This window comes from Neptuniibacter sp. CAU 1671 (assembly GCF_029222905.1).
GTDB lineage: Bacteria > Pseudomonadota > Gammaproteobacteria > Pseudomonadales > Balneatricaceae > Neptuniibacter.
The window spans coordinates 36,460-51,827 of the sequence record NZ_JARHUE010000007.1 but is presented as its reverse complement, the minus strand read 5'-3'; the positions used below and the strand labels follow the sequence as shown (position 1 = coordinate 51,827).

Below are 15,368 nucleotides of genomic sequence, written 5' to 3'. Positions count from 1 at the left end.
TAGGCTCTACTCTTACTGAGTTGTTTGTAGTTATCCTACATAATAGCAGATAAATATGACAAATAAAAAACCAATTCCTATATTTATGTAAATAAATTACAGGAATTGGCTGGTGTGGTTTTTACTGTTCGTAGCTTTTCAGGAAGTGGCCGATGCGTTCAATGGCTTCGCGCAGTTCGTCTTCACGGGGCAGGAATACCAGGCGGAAATGCTGAGTATCCGGCATGTTGAAACCACTGCCCTGGACGATAAGTACCTTCTGCTGTTGCAGCAGATCCAGTGCCAGTTTTTCATCATTTTTGATCGGATACATTGCGGGATCGAGTTTTGGAAACAGGTACATCGCCCCATCCGGCTTGACGCAGCTCACCCCTGGAATTTCGTTCAGCAGTTCCCATGCAAGGTTGCGTTGTTCGTACAGACGGCCGCCAGGCACAATAAACTCGTTAATGCTCTGATAGCCACCCAACGCTGTCTGAATGGCATGCTGGGTGGGTACGTTTGAGCACAGGCGCATGCTGGAGAGCATATCCAGCCCCTCAATGTAGTCGCGGGCTTTATGTTTCGGGCCGCTGACAATCATCCAGCCGGAGCGGTAGCCCGCTGCACGGTAGGTTTTAGACAGACCATTAAAGGTGATGCATAGCACATCATCTGCCAGCGAGGCGAGGGAGGTATGCTGCGCCTCATCATAGAGGATCTTGTCGTAGATCTCGTCGGCAAACACAATCAGGCTGTGCTCGCGGGCCAGCTCCATGATCTGTTCGAGTAGCTCAACAGGGTAGACAGCTCCGGTCGGGTTATTGGGGTTAATCACCACAATACCGCGGGTCCGCTCGGTAATTTTGCTGCGGATATCGTTGATATCCGGAATCCAGCCCTGACTTTCGTCACAACGGTAGTGAACAGGGTTGCCGCCACTCAGGCTGACTGCGGCTGTCCATAGCGGATAATCAGGTGCCGGAATCAGCATCTCATCATGATCATTGAGCAGGCCCTGCATCGACATCACGATCAGCTCGGAAACGCCATTACCGATATAGATGTCCTCGATGCCAACGTTGCGAATGCCTTTTTTCTGGGACTCCTGCATCACCGCTTTACGCGCAGAGAACAGACCTTTGGAATCACAGTAACCCTGCGAGTTAGGCAGATTGTAGATTACGTCCTGAACCAGTTCTTCCGGGGCATCAAAGCCCCAGGGTGCCGGATTACCGATATTCAGCTTAAGAATACGGTGTCCCTCTTCCTCGAGGCGTTTAGCTTCCTGTAGCACTGGACCACGAATGTCATAGCAGACGTTGATCAGCTTGTTCGATTTCCGGATAACTGGCATGTTTACCTTCCATAACCCCGCGTTTATCAGTTGGCAGCCGGGGCGCTGTGGACGTTTGGGGCGAAATTGTCGCCAAAAAAATGAGCGTAGATCATACGCTTTTTGCGGCCTGAAACATAGGGAGTGCAGCGATTCGCCGGTGTCTGGCGCAAGTGCCTTTATTCGCAGTATAAAGGCCTGTATTGCACGTGGATGGTATGACAAGAGTGGGTGCGGGGATGAAAAAGTTTGAATGGATTTATCAGCATGTGAGTGACCGTTTGGGAGCTGCTGCCACAGAGGTGATGTTACCTCAGTCACTGTCAGATGCTGAGTTGGCTGAACAACCGGATGACCGTTTGCTGAGCGCAATGAGTCGGCGGGTGTTTCGGGCGGGCATTAAGCATTCAGTCGTGGATGCTAAGTGGCCAGCCTTCGAGCAGGCATTTTTTGGTTTTGTGCCGGAGAAGGTCAGCCTGATGAGTGATGATCAGCTTGAACAGCTGATGCAGAACGCTGAAATTATCCGACATTTTGGCAAAATCAAAGCGACGCGGGCGAATGCCATGATGGTGCATGAGCTGGCTGAACGGTATGGCAGTTTTGCAACCTGGCTGGCGCAATGGCCAGCATCCGACATCGTCGGTCTGTGGAAGTATCTGCAAAAAGAGGGCAGTCAGCTCGGTGGGAATTCAGGTGCTTATTTTCTGCGGATGGTGGGCAAGGATACTTTTATCCTGACCGATGATGTAGTGGCTGCCCTGAAGGCGCAGGGTATCGTTGAAAAGCGGCCGACCGCAAAGGCCGACCTGCAACGGGTGCAGGATGCTTTTAACGAGTGGCAGGCTCAGTCAGGACGGCCGTTGTGTCAGATCAGCCGCCTGCTGGCATGCACTGTGGGTTAACTTTATTGATATCCCTTAAGGAAGTTGAGCAGTTTCGGATCATTCAGGCAGCGCTGTAGCGTAGCCTCCAGGGCGCGGTTAACCAGATGGGTATTGTCACCTTCGTTAGGGGTGGCGATAAAGCGTTGCTCCTGCGTGGTGGAGTACTGTCCCAGGTAGTGTTCTGAACCGTTATCCAGACGTGCACGCATGCCGGCGGTGACAGACACAGTCTGTCCGGGACCTTCAGGGTTTACCTTATACGTTAGCTGTGTCAGCTCCAGGGTGAATTGCATTCGCCCCGTCTCAATCTTGATCCCTTTTGCGATCAGGGCTTCCTGCAGGCTTTTGTTCAGTGCCGGAGCGAGGTTGCCAGCATTGATGGCGGCCTGATCGCCACGGTGATTAAGACGGTTACCCAGCTTCTGGCTGGGGCGTAAATCAGCGGTAGCCGTGGCGGTTGTAATGCCGGGTGGCAGTGACTGGGTAATGTTAGCCTGCGGCTCCGGAATCACGGTTTGAGCAACAAAGCTGGCGCAGCCGCTAAGCAGGGCTGCTGCTGAAATGATTGGTAGTAGTTTTGAAAGACGCATCCTTTTAGTCCTGATCAGGTATAGCTGTGGGTGTTAAGTGCTCAAGAAATTCGGCCAGTGAATTGGCCAGTACCCGAATCACCGGTTTACCCGGCTTTTCAAGTACCACCTGACCTGACTGGTTATCGAGGCTGATAAAGTAGTCAGTATCGGGTTCAACGCAGGCAAAAAATATGGTTAAAGGCATTTTGCTGCGGCGTTTATTCAGTGCATGGCCAATCAGATTTTCCCTCAGTCGCTCCAGGTCTTCAGGGTTCCATGCCTGCAGCAGGCTAAGGGGTTCGCCTTCCCATATAGCAGGCAGTGGATCAGACCAGTAGCGGCTGTAATAACTGACAATGTCAGGGTGCAGCGGTTCCTCCAGTGCCATGCTTAGCCGGTCAAACATATCGGTCGATTCAGTTTGTCGTGTCGGACGCCAGGCGACAGAAACACCCGATTGCGCATGTTGCTGGTAGCAGGGCGATGGCCAGTCTGCATTAAAGAAGATCCGTGGTGCTTCGGGTTGCAGGGCGATCAGCTTTTCGATGAAACGGTCCAGCGCAGTGTTTACGGGTGTGATGTCCATGGTAGAGAAAATAGCGGTGAAGTGAGTTGCTGATCATACGTTGAAGGTGGTGATAAACACCAGTGGCTACGCACTGAACAGGCTTGTCTAAATCCAAGGTATATGCTTGATAACTTACTGATTTGTACAAGGATTGTGCAATCCGGAAAGGTTTTAATTTTTTTTGTTTACGGGGTTTGACAAGCGATCCAAAACACGTAAAATGCGCACTCCGTTTGGGACGCTTCTTAATCGTTTGTGCCCCTTGGTTCAGGCTCACAAGGCAAGAACCACGGTTGTTTCAGAGCATATCGGTCTCGTTGGAGCGGTAGTTCAGTTGGTTAGAATACCTGCCTGTCACGCAGGGGGTCGCGGGTTCGAGTCCCGTCCGTTCCGCCAACCGATAGCACTGAATCTGGATTGATTGTGGGCGTGTAGCTCAGTTGGGAGAGCGTCGCCCTTACAAGGCGAATGTCGGGAGTTCGAGCCTCTCCACGCCCACCACGATCAATCAGAGGTTCTGCCTCAATTCAGTGGAATGGTAATTCATTTTTTGGATTGCCTGACTGTCACCCAATTTGGATGGTGGTCACGGGTTCAAGTCCCGTAATGTTTTTAGCGGAGTGGTAATTCAGTTGATGGATTATCTGGCTGTCACCCAATTTGGATGGCGGTCGCGGGTTCGAGTCCCGTTATGTTTTTCAGTGGAGCGGTAGTTCAGTTGGTTAGAATACCTGCCTGTCACGCAGGGGGTCGCGGGTTCGAGTCCCGTCCGTTCCGCCACTGAAAAAATCTGTTTGTGGGCGTGTAGCTCAGTTGGGAGAGCGTCGCCCTTACAAGGCGAATGTCGGGAGTTCGAGCCTCTCCACGCCCACCACAAACAGCAAATGATTTACAAGATCTACAGACTTTGCCAGTCATACGCCGGAGCGGTAGTTCAGTTGGTTAGAATACCTGCCTGTCACGCAGGGGGTCGCGGGTTCGAGTCCCGTCCGTTCCGCCACATTGGTCAAAAGTCATACCGGGTAGCGATGCTTCACATTCTTATGTGTTGGTATTAGACTTACCCAACCTCTGGAGTGGGCGTGTAGCTCAGTTGGGAGAGCGTCGCCCTTACAAGGCGAATGTCGGGAGTTCGAGCCTCTCCACGCCCACCACTTCACTCTGAAAGTCCTCGATTTCTTTTCCCCTGCCAAGCTTTATCACCAGAACTATACTGAAGTCAGCTTAAATTGATACTCTAGTCCTGTTTTGAACAGTTGTTGAACTCTGGACAATAACGCCCGTTAAAGCCCACGGAATAAAAATAATATGCATAGGGTTAATGATCATAGACTGCTTACGCTCTGTCCCGATCCGGTAATTGGTGTCAACGGTAAAGGATTGATTGAGATATTTAATCCCGCCGCTGAGACTTTGCTGGGTTATACCGCTGAGTCAGTAGTACATAAAAAAAATATCACCGAGTTCTATCCCGATCTGGCCACGGCCAAATCCATCAAGCGGCTTATTTATTCAAGTCGGTATGGTCCGTCTGGTTCGCTGGAGGGATTTGAGACCAACCTCAAAAATGCATCTGGCTGTACTATACCTGTGCGCTTGTCCGCGGCGTTGGTGGATGCAGAGCAGGGCAGTAGTATTGGTTTTTTTCATGATCTGTCCGCGCGCCGGGATCTTGAGTTCAGACTGAAACAGCTTTCAATTACGGATGAGCTGACCGGTCTGTACAACCAGCGTCACTTCTACACCGTTCTTGGCGCTGAGATCAGCCGCGCCCAGCGTTACAACCATCGCCTCAGTCTGATCTGTTTTGACCTTGATCACTTTAAAACGCTGAATGACTCATTTGGTCATCTTGAGGGTGACCGGGTGCTTGCGTTGGTGGGAGAAGTATTGCAGTCGGCCATCAGGAAGGGGGATATGGCGTTTCGTTACGGTGGTGATGAGTTTATGCTGTTATTGCCGGAAACCGGGCTGGCAGATGCCCGCAAACTGGCTGAGCGATTCAGGCTTTCCTTCAACCGGCAGTGTCAGCATAGTATCGAACACAAGGAAACCAGCCTGGTGCAGGTGTCCATGAGTCTGGGTCTGACCGAAAGTGACGGCTATGAGGCAGTGGATAATCTGGTTCAGCGGGCCGATCAGGCGATGTATCAGGCCAAACGTTTAGGTGGCAATACCAGCTGTATGGTGAATTATCATCCGCTAAAACGGAATACGATGTCGAATTGAGTTAAAGCTCTTCGGCATCGTCAAAGGTTTCCTCATCATCTGATTCTTCCTGTCCGCGTGCCAGCAGTTCGTCTTGGTAGTCGTCCATTTTGATCTCCTTTTTGAATTTTTGACCAAAATAAACTCACTAGATTTCGATTTTATGACAGATACAGCAAAGGTTTGCGCTTGGCTGGATCAGGTGCCTGTTGCAACAGTTGACCCGCTTAATCTGCCGGAATTTATTCGTGCTGAGGTTGAGGTGGGTCTGGTCAGGCTGGATCAGATTGGCGAGGGTTTATCCGGTAATAAATGGTACAAACTTAAATACAATCTGCAGTTTGCTCTGCAGCACGGCTACCGGCGAATTTTAAGTTTTGGTGGTGCTTATTCGAATCATCTTCATGCGCTGGCATGGGCGGGTAACCGTATCGGCCTTGAGACCGTTGGTATCATCCGCGGTGAGCCTGAGTATGGACAAAATCCCACGTTAACCGATGCCAGGCGGTGGGGTATGCAATGCGTATTTGTTGACAGGCAGACCTATCGGTTACGACATGACCCTGAGTATCTCAAATCACTTCAGGCTCTCTATCCGGACTGCTGGATTGTACCGGAGGGTGGCAGTAACACATTGGCACTGCAGGGTTGCGCGGAAATTCTGAATCAAAACATGCTGCGCGACTGGCAGCCGGACGCTGTTGTGCTGGCCTGTGGCACGGGTGGAACGCTGGCTGGATTATCTGCGGCCTATCCGGACCAGCGTTTTCTCGGCATTCCGGTATTGCAGAACGCGGGTTTTCTGAACAATACGATACAGGCGTTGCTCGATTCCAGGGGACAGCGTACCGATGCTGAATGGGCCTTGGATCTGGGCGGCGCTTTTGGTGGTTATGGAAAAACCACAGAAGAGCTGCGTGCCTTTATGACAGAGTTCCAGTGTTTAACCGGAATTACACTGGATGGCATCTATACCAGCAAGATGCTGTTAAGACTGATTCAGTTAGTTGAACTGGGGCGTTTTCAGCCCGGTTCTAAAATCCTTGCCCTGCATACGGGTGGATTACAGGGCAACAGGGGGTTAAAGCCCCGGTAAGTTCGTATACAATCCTGTTATGTGTTGATTTTGAAGGGCTCGTTGCAACTTCTGCTGAGTGGGCGGTGAGCATGGGTACATTGTCAGCGTCTTATCCGGAGTAGAGATGGACTGTTTTCGTAATATCGGTCTGATTGGCCGTCATGGCAGCAAGGCTGTGATTGATACCCTCAAACACATTATCCGGTTTTTGGGAGACCGTGGCCTGAACTGCATTCTGGATGACAGCATTGCTGAGTTCATTCCCGGCCATGGTCAGCAGGTCTGCACCAAAAAAATGATGGGTGAGATCTGTGATCTGGTGATTGTAGTGGGCGGTGACGGCAGCTTGCTCGGCGCGGCACGTTCGCTGTCTCAGTACCATGTACCTGTATTAGGGGTAAACCGCGGCAATCTGGGCTTTCTGACCGATATCTCACCGAATGAGATTGAAGAGAAAGTCGCGGAAGTGCTGGAAGGAAAATACACCGTTGACAGCCGCTTCCTGCTGGATGTGATTGTGAAGCGTGACGGGGTTCCGATTGGTGAGGCTTCTGCCCTGAATGACTGCGTACTGCACCCGGGTAAAGCAGCCCGAATGATTGAGTTTGAGCTCTATATTGAGGGGCAGTTTGTTTATACCCAGCGCTCAGATGGCTTGATTATATCGACTCCTACCGGCTCAACGGCTTACTCTTTATCCGGTGGTGGTCCGATCATGCATCCTAAACTGGATGCGATGGTGCTGGTGCCGATGTTTCCACACACCCTTTCCAGTCGACCGATTGTTGTGAACGGCAACAGCGAGCTGAAACTGGTGATCAGCAGTGAAAACGGTGCTTACCCGACCATCTCCTGCGACGGCCAGCACCATATCAGTTGCGCCCCGGGCGACACCATCACTGTGCATAAAAAACCCCATAAGCTGAAGTTGCTGCACCCACTTAATTACGATTTTTACAGTACCTGCCGGGAAAAACTCGGTTGGGGTACCAAGTTGGGAGAGTAGGGTGAGTTCAGTCCGACAAGGTTATGATCTGATCGGTGATATTCACGGCTGTGCCCTGAGTCTCGAATTACTGTTGTCCAAGCTGGGCTACAGCAAACGCAATGGTATCTACAGTCATCCCCAGCGTAAGGTGATTTTTCTGGGGGATATTATTGATCGGGGTCCGCGTATCCGTGAGGCACTGCACATTGTGCGGGATATGGTTGAAGCCGGACATGCCCATATAGTGATGGGCAACCACGAGTACAACTTCCTCTGTTACTGCACCCCGGGCAGGGATGGCAGTCACGAACCCTACCTGCGAGAGCACACCCCACGCCACTTCAGAATACTGGCTGAAACCCTGGAGCAGTTTGCCAACTACCCGCAGGAACAGCATGAGTTTATGGAGTGGATCATGAAGATGCCGCTCTTCATCGAGTTTGAGCACTTCAGGGTGGTTCATGCCTGCTGGCATCAGAGTCTGATTGATCGATTTAATCAGCTTTATCCTGAGCACTGCATTGATGCTGAGTTTTTGCATCGCTCCTCACATAGAGGCACCTTTGAGTGGGCACTGATGGACCGGTTACTGCGTGGCACGCATCTGGTATTGCCGAACGATGAAGTCATTGTCAGTCGTGATGGCTTTGAGCGGCGCTTTTTCCGTACCAAGTTCTGGATGGAAGCACCTGAAACCTATGGTGACGTTGTTTTTCAGCCGGACCCCTTGCCGGAACACGTGGCACGGATGCCGCTGACAGCTACCGACCGTAATGATCTGTTGTATTACGGCGCCGATGAAAAACCACTGTTTATCGGGCACTACTGGCGTGAAGGTGAACCCGAGCCTATTACCCCCAACATTGCCTGCCTGGATTACAGTGCGGTGAAGTTTGGCAAACTGGTGGCGTACCGACTGGATGATGAGACGCAGCTGCGCAAAGATAAATTCCTCTGGGTGGATGTCCAGAAAGAGATTGCGGATAAACTGGGTTTAGGACCGCAAGGGTAATGAATGATTAAAATCCTCGAGCTGCCGTTACAGGACGACCTGACCGAGTTCACCCGGTTCCTCTGGCAGCAGGAGGTGCCCCATCGGGTAATTGAAGAGGGCGATACGCAACAGCTCTGGCTGGCCAATCCAGCCGATGCTGAACAGGTCTTAGGCCTGTTCAAACTCTGGCGACAGGGACAAAGTCTTGACCAGTTTAAACTGGTCAGACAGCGGCAACAGCGCCCAAGCCTGGGACGAATGCTTACCTATTGTTGGGTCTGTGCACTGCTGATGGGTGCCAGTTTGCTGATTACGCTTGGCATTAACTTCGGGCAGAACAAGGCACTGCTGTTCGAGTTAACTCTGTCACCGGTGACGCAGCAGGGCGGTTATCTGCTGACCAACGGTTTGAGCGAAACCTTCAGCAGTTTTCAGCTCTGGCGTCTGTTTACCCCGGTTTTCCTGCACTTTTCACCTCCCCATCTGCTGTTCAATTTGCTTTGGATCTGGGTTGTTGGCAGTCGGATTGAGTTTACTCAGGGACATCAACCACTGCTGGCGCTGGCGTTGTTTTCAGGCGTGGCATCGAATCTTGCCCAGTACTGGCATACCGGCCCAATGTTTGGAGGCATGTCAGGGGTTGTGTTTGCGCTGTTTGCTTATGCCTGGTTATGGGACCGGCTGAATCCCTCCAGACCTTTGGGTATTCCGCCCGCCATGATGGGTTTTATGGTGCTCTGGCTGGCACTCGGATATACCGGAATGTTAGCAGCACTTGGATTTGGCAATATCGCTAATACGGCGCACCTGGCCGGACTTGTCGCCGGACTGGTTTTTGTTCCATTTGGCCGTTGGCTGGCCCGCAAGGATGAATCTAAATGACCCCAGGAATCCTGCCGCCTCAGGTGCACCATCTTTATCAACAGCAGATGAATAAACTGCCTGCCACGGTGCAGGGTCGTTATCAGGATACCGAGCTGGGCAAAGTCTGGCTGTTGGAAGCGGGTGATGCAACTGCGCCTGTCCTGGTTGCGCTGCATGGTCTGCAAACGCCAGCGCCCTATCTGATGGAGATGCTGCTGCCACTGACCACACATTTTCGGGTGATCTGTCCGGATATTGCCGGTCAGGCCGGACTGAGTGGGCTTGTTTCACCCTTGCCGGTCAATAACGGTTATGGATTCTGGCTGGGTAAACTGCTGGATGCACTGCAGATCGATGCATGCGCCATGCTGGGCATGTCATTCGGCGGTGCAGTTGTGCTGGATTTTGCAGCCCTGATGCCGCAACGCATTAAATCAGCTGCGTTGTGGGTGCCGGCGGGCTTTTTCCGGCCGTTATGGCGACCGCTGAAAAATCTGTTGTTGCCCACTCTGAGCTTTAAACTGCACAGTGATAAACCCCACTTCGACCAGATGATGCACCCGCTCTTAGGTGACAACTGGCCTGAGTTAAGACAGTTTTATTATGCCGTCTATGAGGCCGGACTGCCGTTGATGCTGATGCCGCCTGGCCCTTTTAAACAGCAGGATCTGGCGAGCCTTACCGCACCGGTGCAGCTGGTTGTGGCAGAGCAGGATATCTATTTCGCACCTGACAAGCTGATCCGTCTGGCGCAGGAGGTATTACCCGAGGTGACAGATCTGATACGACTGGATGATCTACATGTGCCCACTCCTGAAAACAGGTTAGCGATGGCGCAGCGTCTGGGTGCTTTTCTGCATCAGCATTGAGAACGGGTATGGTAAACTGAGTGAAGACCTCAGTGTGGGAAATAACACCATGAATTATGAAGAACTGATCCAGAACATGACCCCTGAGATGCACCAGTCGCTGCAGCGGGCGGTCGAGTTGGGTAAATGGCCCGATGGACGCAAACTCACTCAGGAACAGCGTGAAATCTGCCTGCGTGCAGTGATTGCCTATGATTACCAGAAAAAACCGGCCAAAGACCGGGTCGGCTTTATTGATCGTACCCGACCGGATGGTACTCAACATGGGTCTGATCCACTGGCACCTGACGTCATTAAAATCCTAAAAGATAACTAATCACAAAAGTCACCCTTATTTCATGCAAGCACTGGCAACCGGCGCACTTCAAAAAATGCGCACCACACTGGATGACGCTGTACAGTATTCTCTGCCCGTAGGTGATCAGTTGATACAACTGAATCAGTATCTGGGTCAGCCGATCAGGCTACAGTATTCTGGCGCGATTCATTGCACGGCCTGTGGTCGCAAAACCAAAAAAAGTTTTAATCAGGGTTACTGTTATCCCTGTTTCACCCGCCTGCCTCAGTGTGACCAGTGCATTGTCAAACCAGAGTTGTGTCATTTCCATGCCGGCACCTGTCGGGATGCCGCCTGGGGTGAGCAGCACTGTTTTCAGGATCATATCGTTTATCTTGCCAATTCATCCGGTCTCAAGGTGGGCATTACCCGGGGTACACAGGTGCCTACCCGCTGGATCGATCAGGGTGCCGTGCAGGCACTACCCATTTTTCGGGTCGCAAACCGTCTGGTCTCGGGACAGGTTGAACGTCTGCTGGGTGAGCATGTCAGTGATAAAACCAACTGGCGCACCATGCTGAAAAATGATGTCACTGAACTGGATCTGCCGACATTGCGTGATCAACTGCTTGAAACCTGTGCCGAGGGGCTTGAAACACTGACTGCCAGTCATGGTCTGCAGGCCATTCAGCCTCTGCCGGGTGCTGAAGTGTTATCGATTCACTATCCGGCACTGCAGTATCCCACCAAGGTGGTGAGTTTTAATCTGGACAAAAACCCGGATGTCGAAGGCGTTTTACTCGGCATCAAAGGGCAGTATCTGATTCTGGATACCGGTGTGATCAATATTCGTAAATTTACTGCTTATCAGGTCAGTTTTTCCGCCTGAGGCGTGAGGAAAGTCCATGTCGCAATCTGCCAACGTGATCTATCTCAAGGACTACAAAGTACCAGCCTACCTGTTGGAGCAAACAACCCTCAAATTTGAGCTCTATCCTACAGAAACACTGGTATCCAGCAGCCTGTCATTTGTGCGTAATCCGGAGTGTACCGAACATAATCCCGCGCTGACTCTGCTCGGACATGAAGATCTGGAGCTGGTCGCTCTGTCATTAAATGGCAAGGCATTGGCGGAATCAGCCTGGCAGCGCGAAGGGGAAACCATGATCGTGGCGGGTGTGCCTGAGTCGTTTACCCTCGATGTGGTGACCCGCATTCTGCCGCAGGAAAACACCGCTCTTGAGGGTCTGTACCTGTCTGATGGCATGTACTGCACCCAGTGTGAGGCCGAAGGTTTCAGACGCATTACCTTTTATCCGGACCGGCCGGATGTGATGAGTGTTTTTACCACCACGGTTGAAGCGGATCAGGCTCAGTTTCCGGTGTTGTTGAGTAACGGTAATCCGGTTGCCAGTGGACAGACCGAAAATGGCCGCCACTGGGTAACCTGGGAAGATCCCTTTCCAAAACCGGCCTATCTGTTCGCGCTGGTAGCCGGTGATCTGACTCATATTGAGGACCATTTCACCACCGCTTCAGGCCGCGATGTATTGCTGCGAATCTATGCCGAAGCCAAGGATCTGGACAAACTCGAATACGCCATGGAATCACTCAAGCGCGCCATGCGCTGGGATGAAGAGGTCTATGGTCGCGAATACGATCTGGATATTTACATGATCGTCGCGGTGGACTTTTTCAACATGGGCGCAATGGAGAATAAAGGACTGAATGTCTTTAACACCTCCTGTGTGCTGGCGCATCCGTCTACAACGACAGACGCGGCGTTTCAGCGGGTTGAAGGGGTTGTTGCCCATGAATATTTCCACAACTGGTCCGGCAACCGTGTGACCTGTCGTGACTGGTTCCAGCTGAGCCTTAAAGAGGGTTTTACGGTTTTCCGTGATGCAGAATTCTCTGCCGACACCAACTCCCGTACCGTAAAGCGGGTTGAGGATGTGGCTCTACTCAGGACCGCTCAGTTTGCTGAAGATGCGGGCCCGATGTCGCATCCGATTCGTCCGGAATCCTTCATTGAAATCTCTAACTTTTACACCCTGACGGTGTATGAAAAAGGCGCTGAAGTGGTGCGCATGATTCGTACCCTGCTGGGTGAAGCCATGTTCCGTAAAGGCTCAGACCTCTATTTTGAGCGGCATGATGGTCAGGCTGTGACCACAGATGACTTTGTCAAAGCGATGGAAGATGCTTCCGGGCGGGACTTGAGTCAGTTTAAGCGCTGGTATAGTCAGGCCGGTACGCCTGAGCTTACATTCAGTGACCATTTTGATGCGGCTTCCGGCCGTTACACCCTGAGTGTCGCTCAGCGTTGCCCTGCAACACCGGGACAGCCAGAAAAACTGCCATACCACATGCCACTGGCGGTGGGACTGATCGGTGCGGATGGTCAGGAAGTGACCCTGGACAATGGTGCTACCACCCAGATTCTCGAGTTAACAGACTCAGAGCAGAGTTTCGTGTTTGAGGGACTGGCAGAAAAGCCGGTACCTTCACTGCTGCGAGGATTTTCCGCGCCGGTTAAATTCAGCTACCCCTACACGCAGGCGCAGCTGATGTTCCTGATGGCCCATGATACCGATGGTTTTGCCCGTTGGGACGCTTCTCAGCAGTTGGTGGTGGGCATTATGCATCAGCTGATGGCTGCTCGGGAGCAGGGCGATGCACTGCAACTGCCAGAGGATCTGGTCACAGCGTTCCGTGCTGTGCTGACCGATACGCAACTCGACCCTGCCATGGTGGCAAAGGTGCTTACTCTGCCATCAGAGGCCTATCTGGCAGAGCTGGCCAGCTGTATCGATGTCGATGCAATTCATGAGGTGCGCTGTTTCCTGCGCTCAGCGCTGGCTGAAGCACTTGAACCTGAGTGGCTGGCTACCTACAACGCGCATCAAACCGTTGGCAGCTATTCGCCGGATGCGGAGAGTATTGCCCATCGCAGCCTGAAAAATCTGGCGCTGTCCTATCTGATGGCGCTGGAAACCGACGCATCCCTGACACTGGCAATGCAGCAGTATGAATCCAGTGACAATATGACCGATATGCAGGCGGCGTTTTCACTGGTCGTGCACTCCGGTTTCAGTGAGGCAGCAGCTCAGTTACTGGGTGACTTCTATCAACGCTGGCAGAACGAGAGTCTGGTGGTCAATCAATGGTTTGCCATTCAGGCGACAGATCCTAAGCCTGGCGCACTGGCCCGGGTTAAAGCCCTGTTGCAGCATCCTGCATTTGATCGGCGTAATCCCAACAAGCTGCGTGCCCTGATTGGTAATTTCTGTGCGCAGAATAAAGTGAATTTCCACGCTGCCGACGGCAGTGGCTACAATTTTCTCGCTGAGCAGATCTTGTTGCTGAATCAGCAGAACCCTCAGGTCGCTTCGCGTTTACTGACGCCGCTGACCGGTTGGAAAAAGTATCCGGAAAACCGTCAGATCCTTATGAAACAGGCGTTGGAGCAGATTATGGCCTGCAAAGATCTGTCCAAGGATGTGTATGAAGTGGTGAGTAAAAGCCTTGCCTGAGTGCTGTCATTAAGGACAGTGCCCATCAAGCTTGGTTATACTCGGAACTGGTTTTAACTGGCATCCCGCTGAGGGGTGCAGACTCTAGCAGACAAAAAATAAGGAGCCTGTATGGCATCGCTACTGGCAGCAGAGGATAAGTTTGATATCCAGCAGAACTACCGCCGTTACCTGCGGGTCAAGGAAGCCCAGGAAGGTGCCCGCGAAGTGTATAACAGTGCCAAAGCCAGCCGTACCTGGGTGGTGGGTCTGATTCTGCTGCTGTTTGCACTGGCTTCTGACTTCTTTCTTGGGGCCGCAGCGGGTTTGTTTGGCGTCTATTTCTATGGTGTTGTGACTGGCTGGCTAAAACTCAACTCTATTGAAGAGAGTCTTGAAGAGCTGGATCACTGGTTTTCCTCAAAAAATCTGCGGTTTGAGGGTCGGGTGCTGTATCGCAAACAGGATCAATTGCTGGAAAACCCGGTGGACCCCTTCAGTGAAGACAGTTACAGCGAGGCAGAATAACAACCCTGAGTGCTGGTATGACTGCACTGCGCGAAAAAACCGGTTGGATTTTTGATCTGGATGGCACCCTGACCCGGGCTATCCATGATTTTGATCATATCCGCTCTGAACTGGGGATCTCTGCAGGGCAGGATATTCTGCATGCCCTGAGTGTTATGCCGCTGGAGCGGCAGAAAACTGCACTGGCGCGTCTGGATGAACTTGAACATCACTATGCCGCGCAAACACAACCCGCTCCCGGCGTGACGGAGTGTCTGGAACTGTTACATCAGCGTGGATGCCAACTGGGTATTCTGACCCGCAACCGACGGGATCTCGCTATTCTCTCGCTGGAAGCAATAGGTCTCGATCGGTTTTTCAGTGAAGAGGTGATTCTGGGGCGGGATGAAGCGACCCCTAAACCTTCGCCTGAGGGCATTCATCAGTTGCTGGATAAATGGCATACCCCTCCCCAACATGCGGTGATGGTGGGGGATTTCCACTATGATCTGCTCTGTGGCCGCGCTGCCGGTGTTTTTACGGTGCATGTTTGTACCGAACAACGTGCCTGGCCAGAGGCAACGGACCTTAAAGTAGCCAGCCTGGCGGAGCTGACCCAGTTACTTCTGCGCTGATTCGGGCCTGAAAAAGCGCCAATCCCGCCTCCTTTGATCCTTATCAATTCGTTTAATGTCCCATCGCCGTATAGTGCTCTTAATAAATTAG

General features: G+C 52.0%; 15 protein-coding genes and 6 tRNA genes. 18 read left to right on the top strand and 3 right to left on the bottom strand.

The window, feature by feature from the left end:
• Window positions 1–121: 121 nt before the first annotated feature.
• Entirely contained in the window at window positions 122–1,336 is a 1,215-nt protein-coding gene (locus P2G53_RS12040; RefSeq protein ID WP_275817546.1) for a pyridoxal phosphate-dependent aminotransferase, read from the bottom strand.
• Between the two features lie 218 nt (window positions 1,337–1,554).
• On the opposite strand from P2G53_RS12040, the gene P2G53_RS12035 reads away from it, so the two are divergent.
• Window positions 1,555–2,220 (top strand): DNA-3-methyladenine glycosylase I, encoded by a 666-nt coding sequence (locus P2G53_RS12035; RefSeq protein WP_275817544.1) that lies wholly within the window; start codon window positions 1,555–1,557, stop codon window positions 2,218–2,220.
• 2 nt (window positions 2,221–2,222) lie between these two features.
• Here P2G53_RS12035 and P2G53_RS12030 read toward each other — a convergent pair whose 3' ends face one another.
• Together P2G53_RS12030 and syd are read right to left on the bottom strand one after the other, a co-directional pair.
• A complete protein-coding gene (locus P2G53_RS12030; RefSeq protein WP_275817542.1) occupies window positions 2,223–2,792 on the bottom strand; it encodes a YajG family lipoprotein in 570 nt (189 codons plus the stop codon).
• A 4-nt stretch (window positions 2,793–2,796) separates the two neighbouring features.
• Window positions 2,797–3,360: a SecY-interacting protein gene (syd, locus tag P2G53_RS12025; RefSeq protein ID WP_275817540.1), complete on the bottom strand. Its 564-nt coding sequence runs from the start codon at window positions 3,358–3,360 to the stop codon at window positions 2,797–2,799.
• A gap of 301 nt (window positions 3,361–3,661) precedes the next feature.
• Between syd and P2G53_RS12020 the strand changes: the two genes are divergently transcribed.
• The 17 genes from P2G53_RS12020 to P2G53_RS11940 all read left to right on the top strand — a co-directional run bounded on the left by P2G53_RS12020 (window position 3,662) and on the right by P2G53_RS11940 (window position 15,277).
• Window positions 3,662–3,738 (top strand) — tRNA-Asp (locus P2G53_RS12020).
• A 29-nt stretch (window positions 3,739–3,767) separates the two neighbouring features.
• Window positions 3,768–3,843: transfer RNA gene (locus tag P2G53_RS12015), tRNA-Val, on the top strand.
• A gap of 202 nt (window positions 3,844–4,045) precedes the next feature.
• A tRNA-Asp gene (locus P2G53_RS12010) sits at window positions 4,046–4,122 on the top strand.
• An 18-nt stretch (window positions 4,123–4,140) separates the two neighbouring features.
• Window positions 4,141–4,216 (top strand) — tRNA-Val (locus P2G53_RS12005).
• Between the two features lie 49 nt (window positions 4,217–4,265).
• Window positions 4,266–4,342: transfer RNA gene (locus P2G53_RS12000), tRNA-Asp, on the top strand.
• Between the two features lie 78 nt (window positions 4,343–4,420).
• Window positions 4,421–4,496 (top strand) — tRNA-Val (locus P2G53_RS11995).
• A 154-nt stretch (window positions 4,497–4,650) separates the two neighbouring features.
• On the top strand, window positions 4,651–5,571 hold the full coding sequence (locus P2G53_RS11990; protein ID WP_275817538.1) for a sensor domain-containing diguanylate cyclase: 921 nt from the start codon (window positions 4,651–4,653) through the stop codon (window positions 5,569–5,571).
• A 142-nt stretch (window positions 5,572–5,713) separates the two neighbouring features.
• Window positions 5,714–6,646, top strand: a complete 933-nt coding sequence (locus tag P2G53_RS11985; protein ID WP_275817536.1) for a pyridoxal-phosphate dependent enzyme — start codon at window positions 5,714–5,716, stop codon at window positions 6,644–6,646.
• A 106-nt stretch (window positions 6,647–6,752) separates the two neighbouring features.
• The gene (locus tag P2G53_RS11980) at window positions 6,753–7,634 is read left to right on the top strand and encodes an NAD(+) kinase (protein ID WP_275817533.1); all 882 of its coding nucleotides are present in this window, start codon (window positions 6,753–6,755) and stop codon (window positions 7,632–7,634) included.
• Window position 7,635: 1 nt separating this feature from the next.
• Window positions 7,636–8,628 (top strand): metallophosphoesterase, encoded by a 993-nt coding sequence (locus P2G53_RS11975; RefSeq protein WP_275817531.1) that lies wholly within the window; start codon window positions 7,636–7,638, stop codon window positions 8,626–8,628.
• A 3-nt stretch (window positions 8,629–8,631) separates the two neighbouring features.
• Window positions 8,632–9,492, top strand: a complete 861-nt coding sequence (locus P2G53_RS11970) for a rhomboid family intramembrane serine protease (RefSeq protein ID WP_275817529.1) — start codon at window positions 8,632–8,634, stop codon at window positions 9,490–9,492.
• A complete protein-coding gene (locus P2G53_RS11965) occupies window positions 9,489–10,343 on the top strand; it encodes an alpha/beta hydrolase (RefSeq protein ID WP_275817527.1) in 855 nt (284 codons plus the stop codon). The genes P2G53_RS11970 and P2G53_RS11965 overlap by 4 nt, the downstream gene beginning before the upstream one ends.
• A gap of 49 nt (window positions 10,344–10,392) precedes the next feature.
• Window positions 10,393–10,659, top strand: a complete 267-nt coding sequence (locus P2G53_RS11960; RefSeq protein ID WP_275817525.1) for a DUF1315 family protein — start codon at window positions 10,393–10,395, stop codon at window positions 10,657–10,659.
• A 22-nt stretch (window positions 10,660–10,681) separates the two neighbouring features.
• A complete protein-coding gene (locus tag P2G53_RS11955) occupies window positions 10,682–11,509 on the top strand; it encodes a DUF2797 domain-containing protein (protein WP_275817523.1) in 828 nt (275 codons plus the stop codon).
• A 16-nt stretch (window positions 11,510–11,525) separates the two neighbouring features.
• The gene (gene pepN, locus P2G53_RS11950) at window positions 11,526–14,156 is read left to right on the top strand and encodes an aminopeptidase N (RefSeq protein ID WP_275817521.1); all 2,631 of its coding nucleotides are present in this window, start codon (window positions 11,526–11,528) and stop codon (window positions 14,154–14,156) included.
• Window positions 14,157–14,267: 111 nt separating this feature from the next.
• Window positions 14,268–14,663 carry a hypothetical protein gene (locus P2G53_RS11945; protein WP_275817519.1) on the top strand — a complete coding sequence of 132 codons (396 nt, stop codon included), beginning with the start codon at window positions 14,268–14,270 and terminating at the stop codon, window positions 14,661–14,663.
• A gap of 17 nt (window positions 14,664–14,680) precedes the next feature.
• Window positions 14,681–15,277 (top strand): HAD-IA family hydrolase, encoded by a 597-nt coding sequence (locus P2G53_RS11940; protein ID WP_275817517.1) that lies wholly within the window; start codon window positions 14,681–14,683, stop codon window positions 15,275–15,277.
• The last annotated feature ends 91 nt before the right edge of the window (window positions 15,278–15,368 follow it).

Coding starts and splice junctions, on each gene's coding strand:
- P2G53_RS12030 (WP_275817542.1), bottom strand. CDS start 2,792: ATGCGTCTTTCAAAACTACTACCAATCATTTCAGCAGCAGCCCTGCTT.
- P2G53_RS11960 (WP_275817525.1), top strand. CDS start 10,393: ATGAATTATGAAGAACTGATCCAGAACATGACCCCTGAGATGCACCAG.
- P2G53_RS12035 (WP_275817544.1), top strand. CDS start 1,555: ATGAAAAAGTTTGAATGGATTTATCAGCATGTGAGTGACCGTTTGGGA.
- P2G53_RS11970 (WP_275817529.1), top strand. CDS start 8,632: ATGATTAAAATCCTCGAGCTGCCGTTACAGGACGACCTGACCGAGTTC.
- P2G53_RS11940 (WP_275817517.1), top strand. CDS start 14,681: ATGACTGCACTGCGCGAAAAAACCGGTTGGATTTTTGATCTGGATGGC.
- P2G53_RS11955 (WP_275817523.1), top strand. CDS start 10,682: ATGCAAGCACTGGCAACCGGCGCACTTCAAAAAATGCGCACCACACTG.
- P2G53_RS11990 (WP_275817538.1), top strand. CDS start 4,651: ATGCATAGGGTTAATGATCATAGACTGCTTACGCTCTGTCCCGATCCG.
- pepN (WP_275817521.1), top strand. CDS start 11,526: ATGTCGCAATCTGCCAACGTGATCTATCTCAAGGACTACAAAGTACCA.
- P2G53_RS12040 (WP_275817546.1), bottom strand. CDS start 1,336: ATGCCAGTTATCCGGAAATCGAACAAGCTGATCAACGTCTGCTATGAC.
- P2G53_RS11945 (WP_275817519.1), top strand. CDS start 14,268: ATGGCATCGCTACTGGCAGCAGAGGATAAGTTTGATATCCAGCAGAAC.
- P2G53_RS11965 (WP_275817527.1), top strand. CDS start 9,489: ATGACCCCAGGAATCCTGCCGCCTCAGGTGCACCATCTTTATCAACAG.
- P2G53_RS11980 (WP_275817533.1), top strand. CDS start 6,753: ATGGACTGTTTTCGTAATATCGGTCTGATTGGCCGTCATGGCAGCAAG.
- P2G53_RS11985 (WP_275817536.1), top strand. CDS start 5,714: ATGACAGATACAGCAAAGGTTTGCGCTTGGCTGGATCAGGTGCCTGTT.
- syd (WP_275817540.1), bottom strand. CDS start 3,360: ATGGACATCACACCCGTAAACACTGCGCTGGACCGTTTCATCGAAAAG.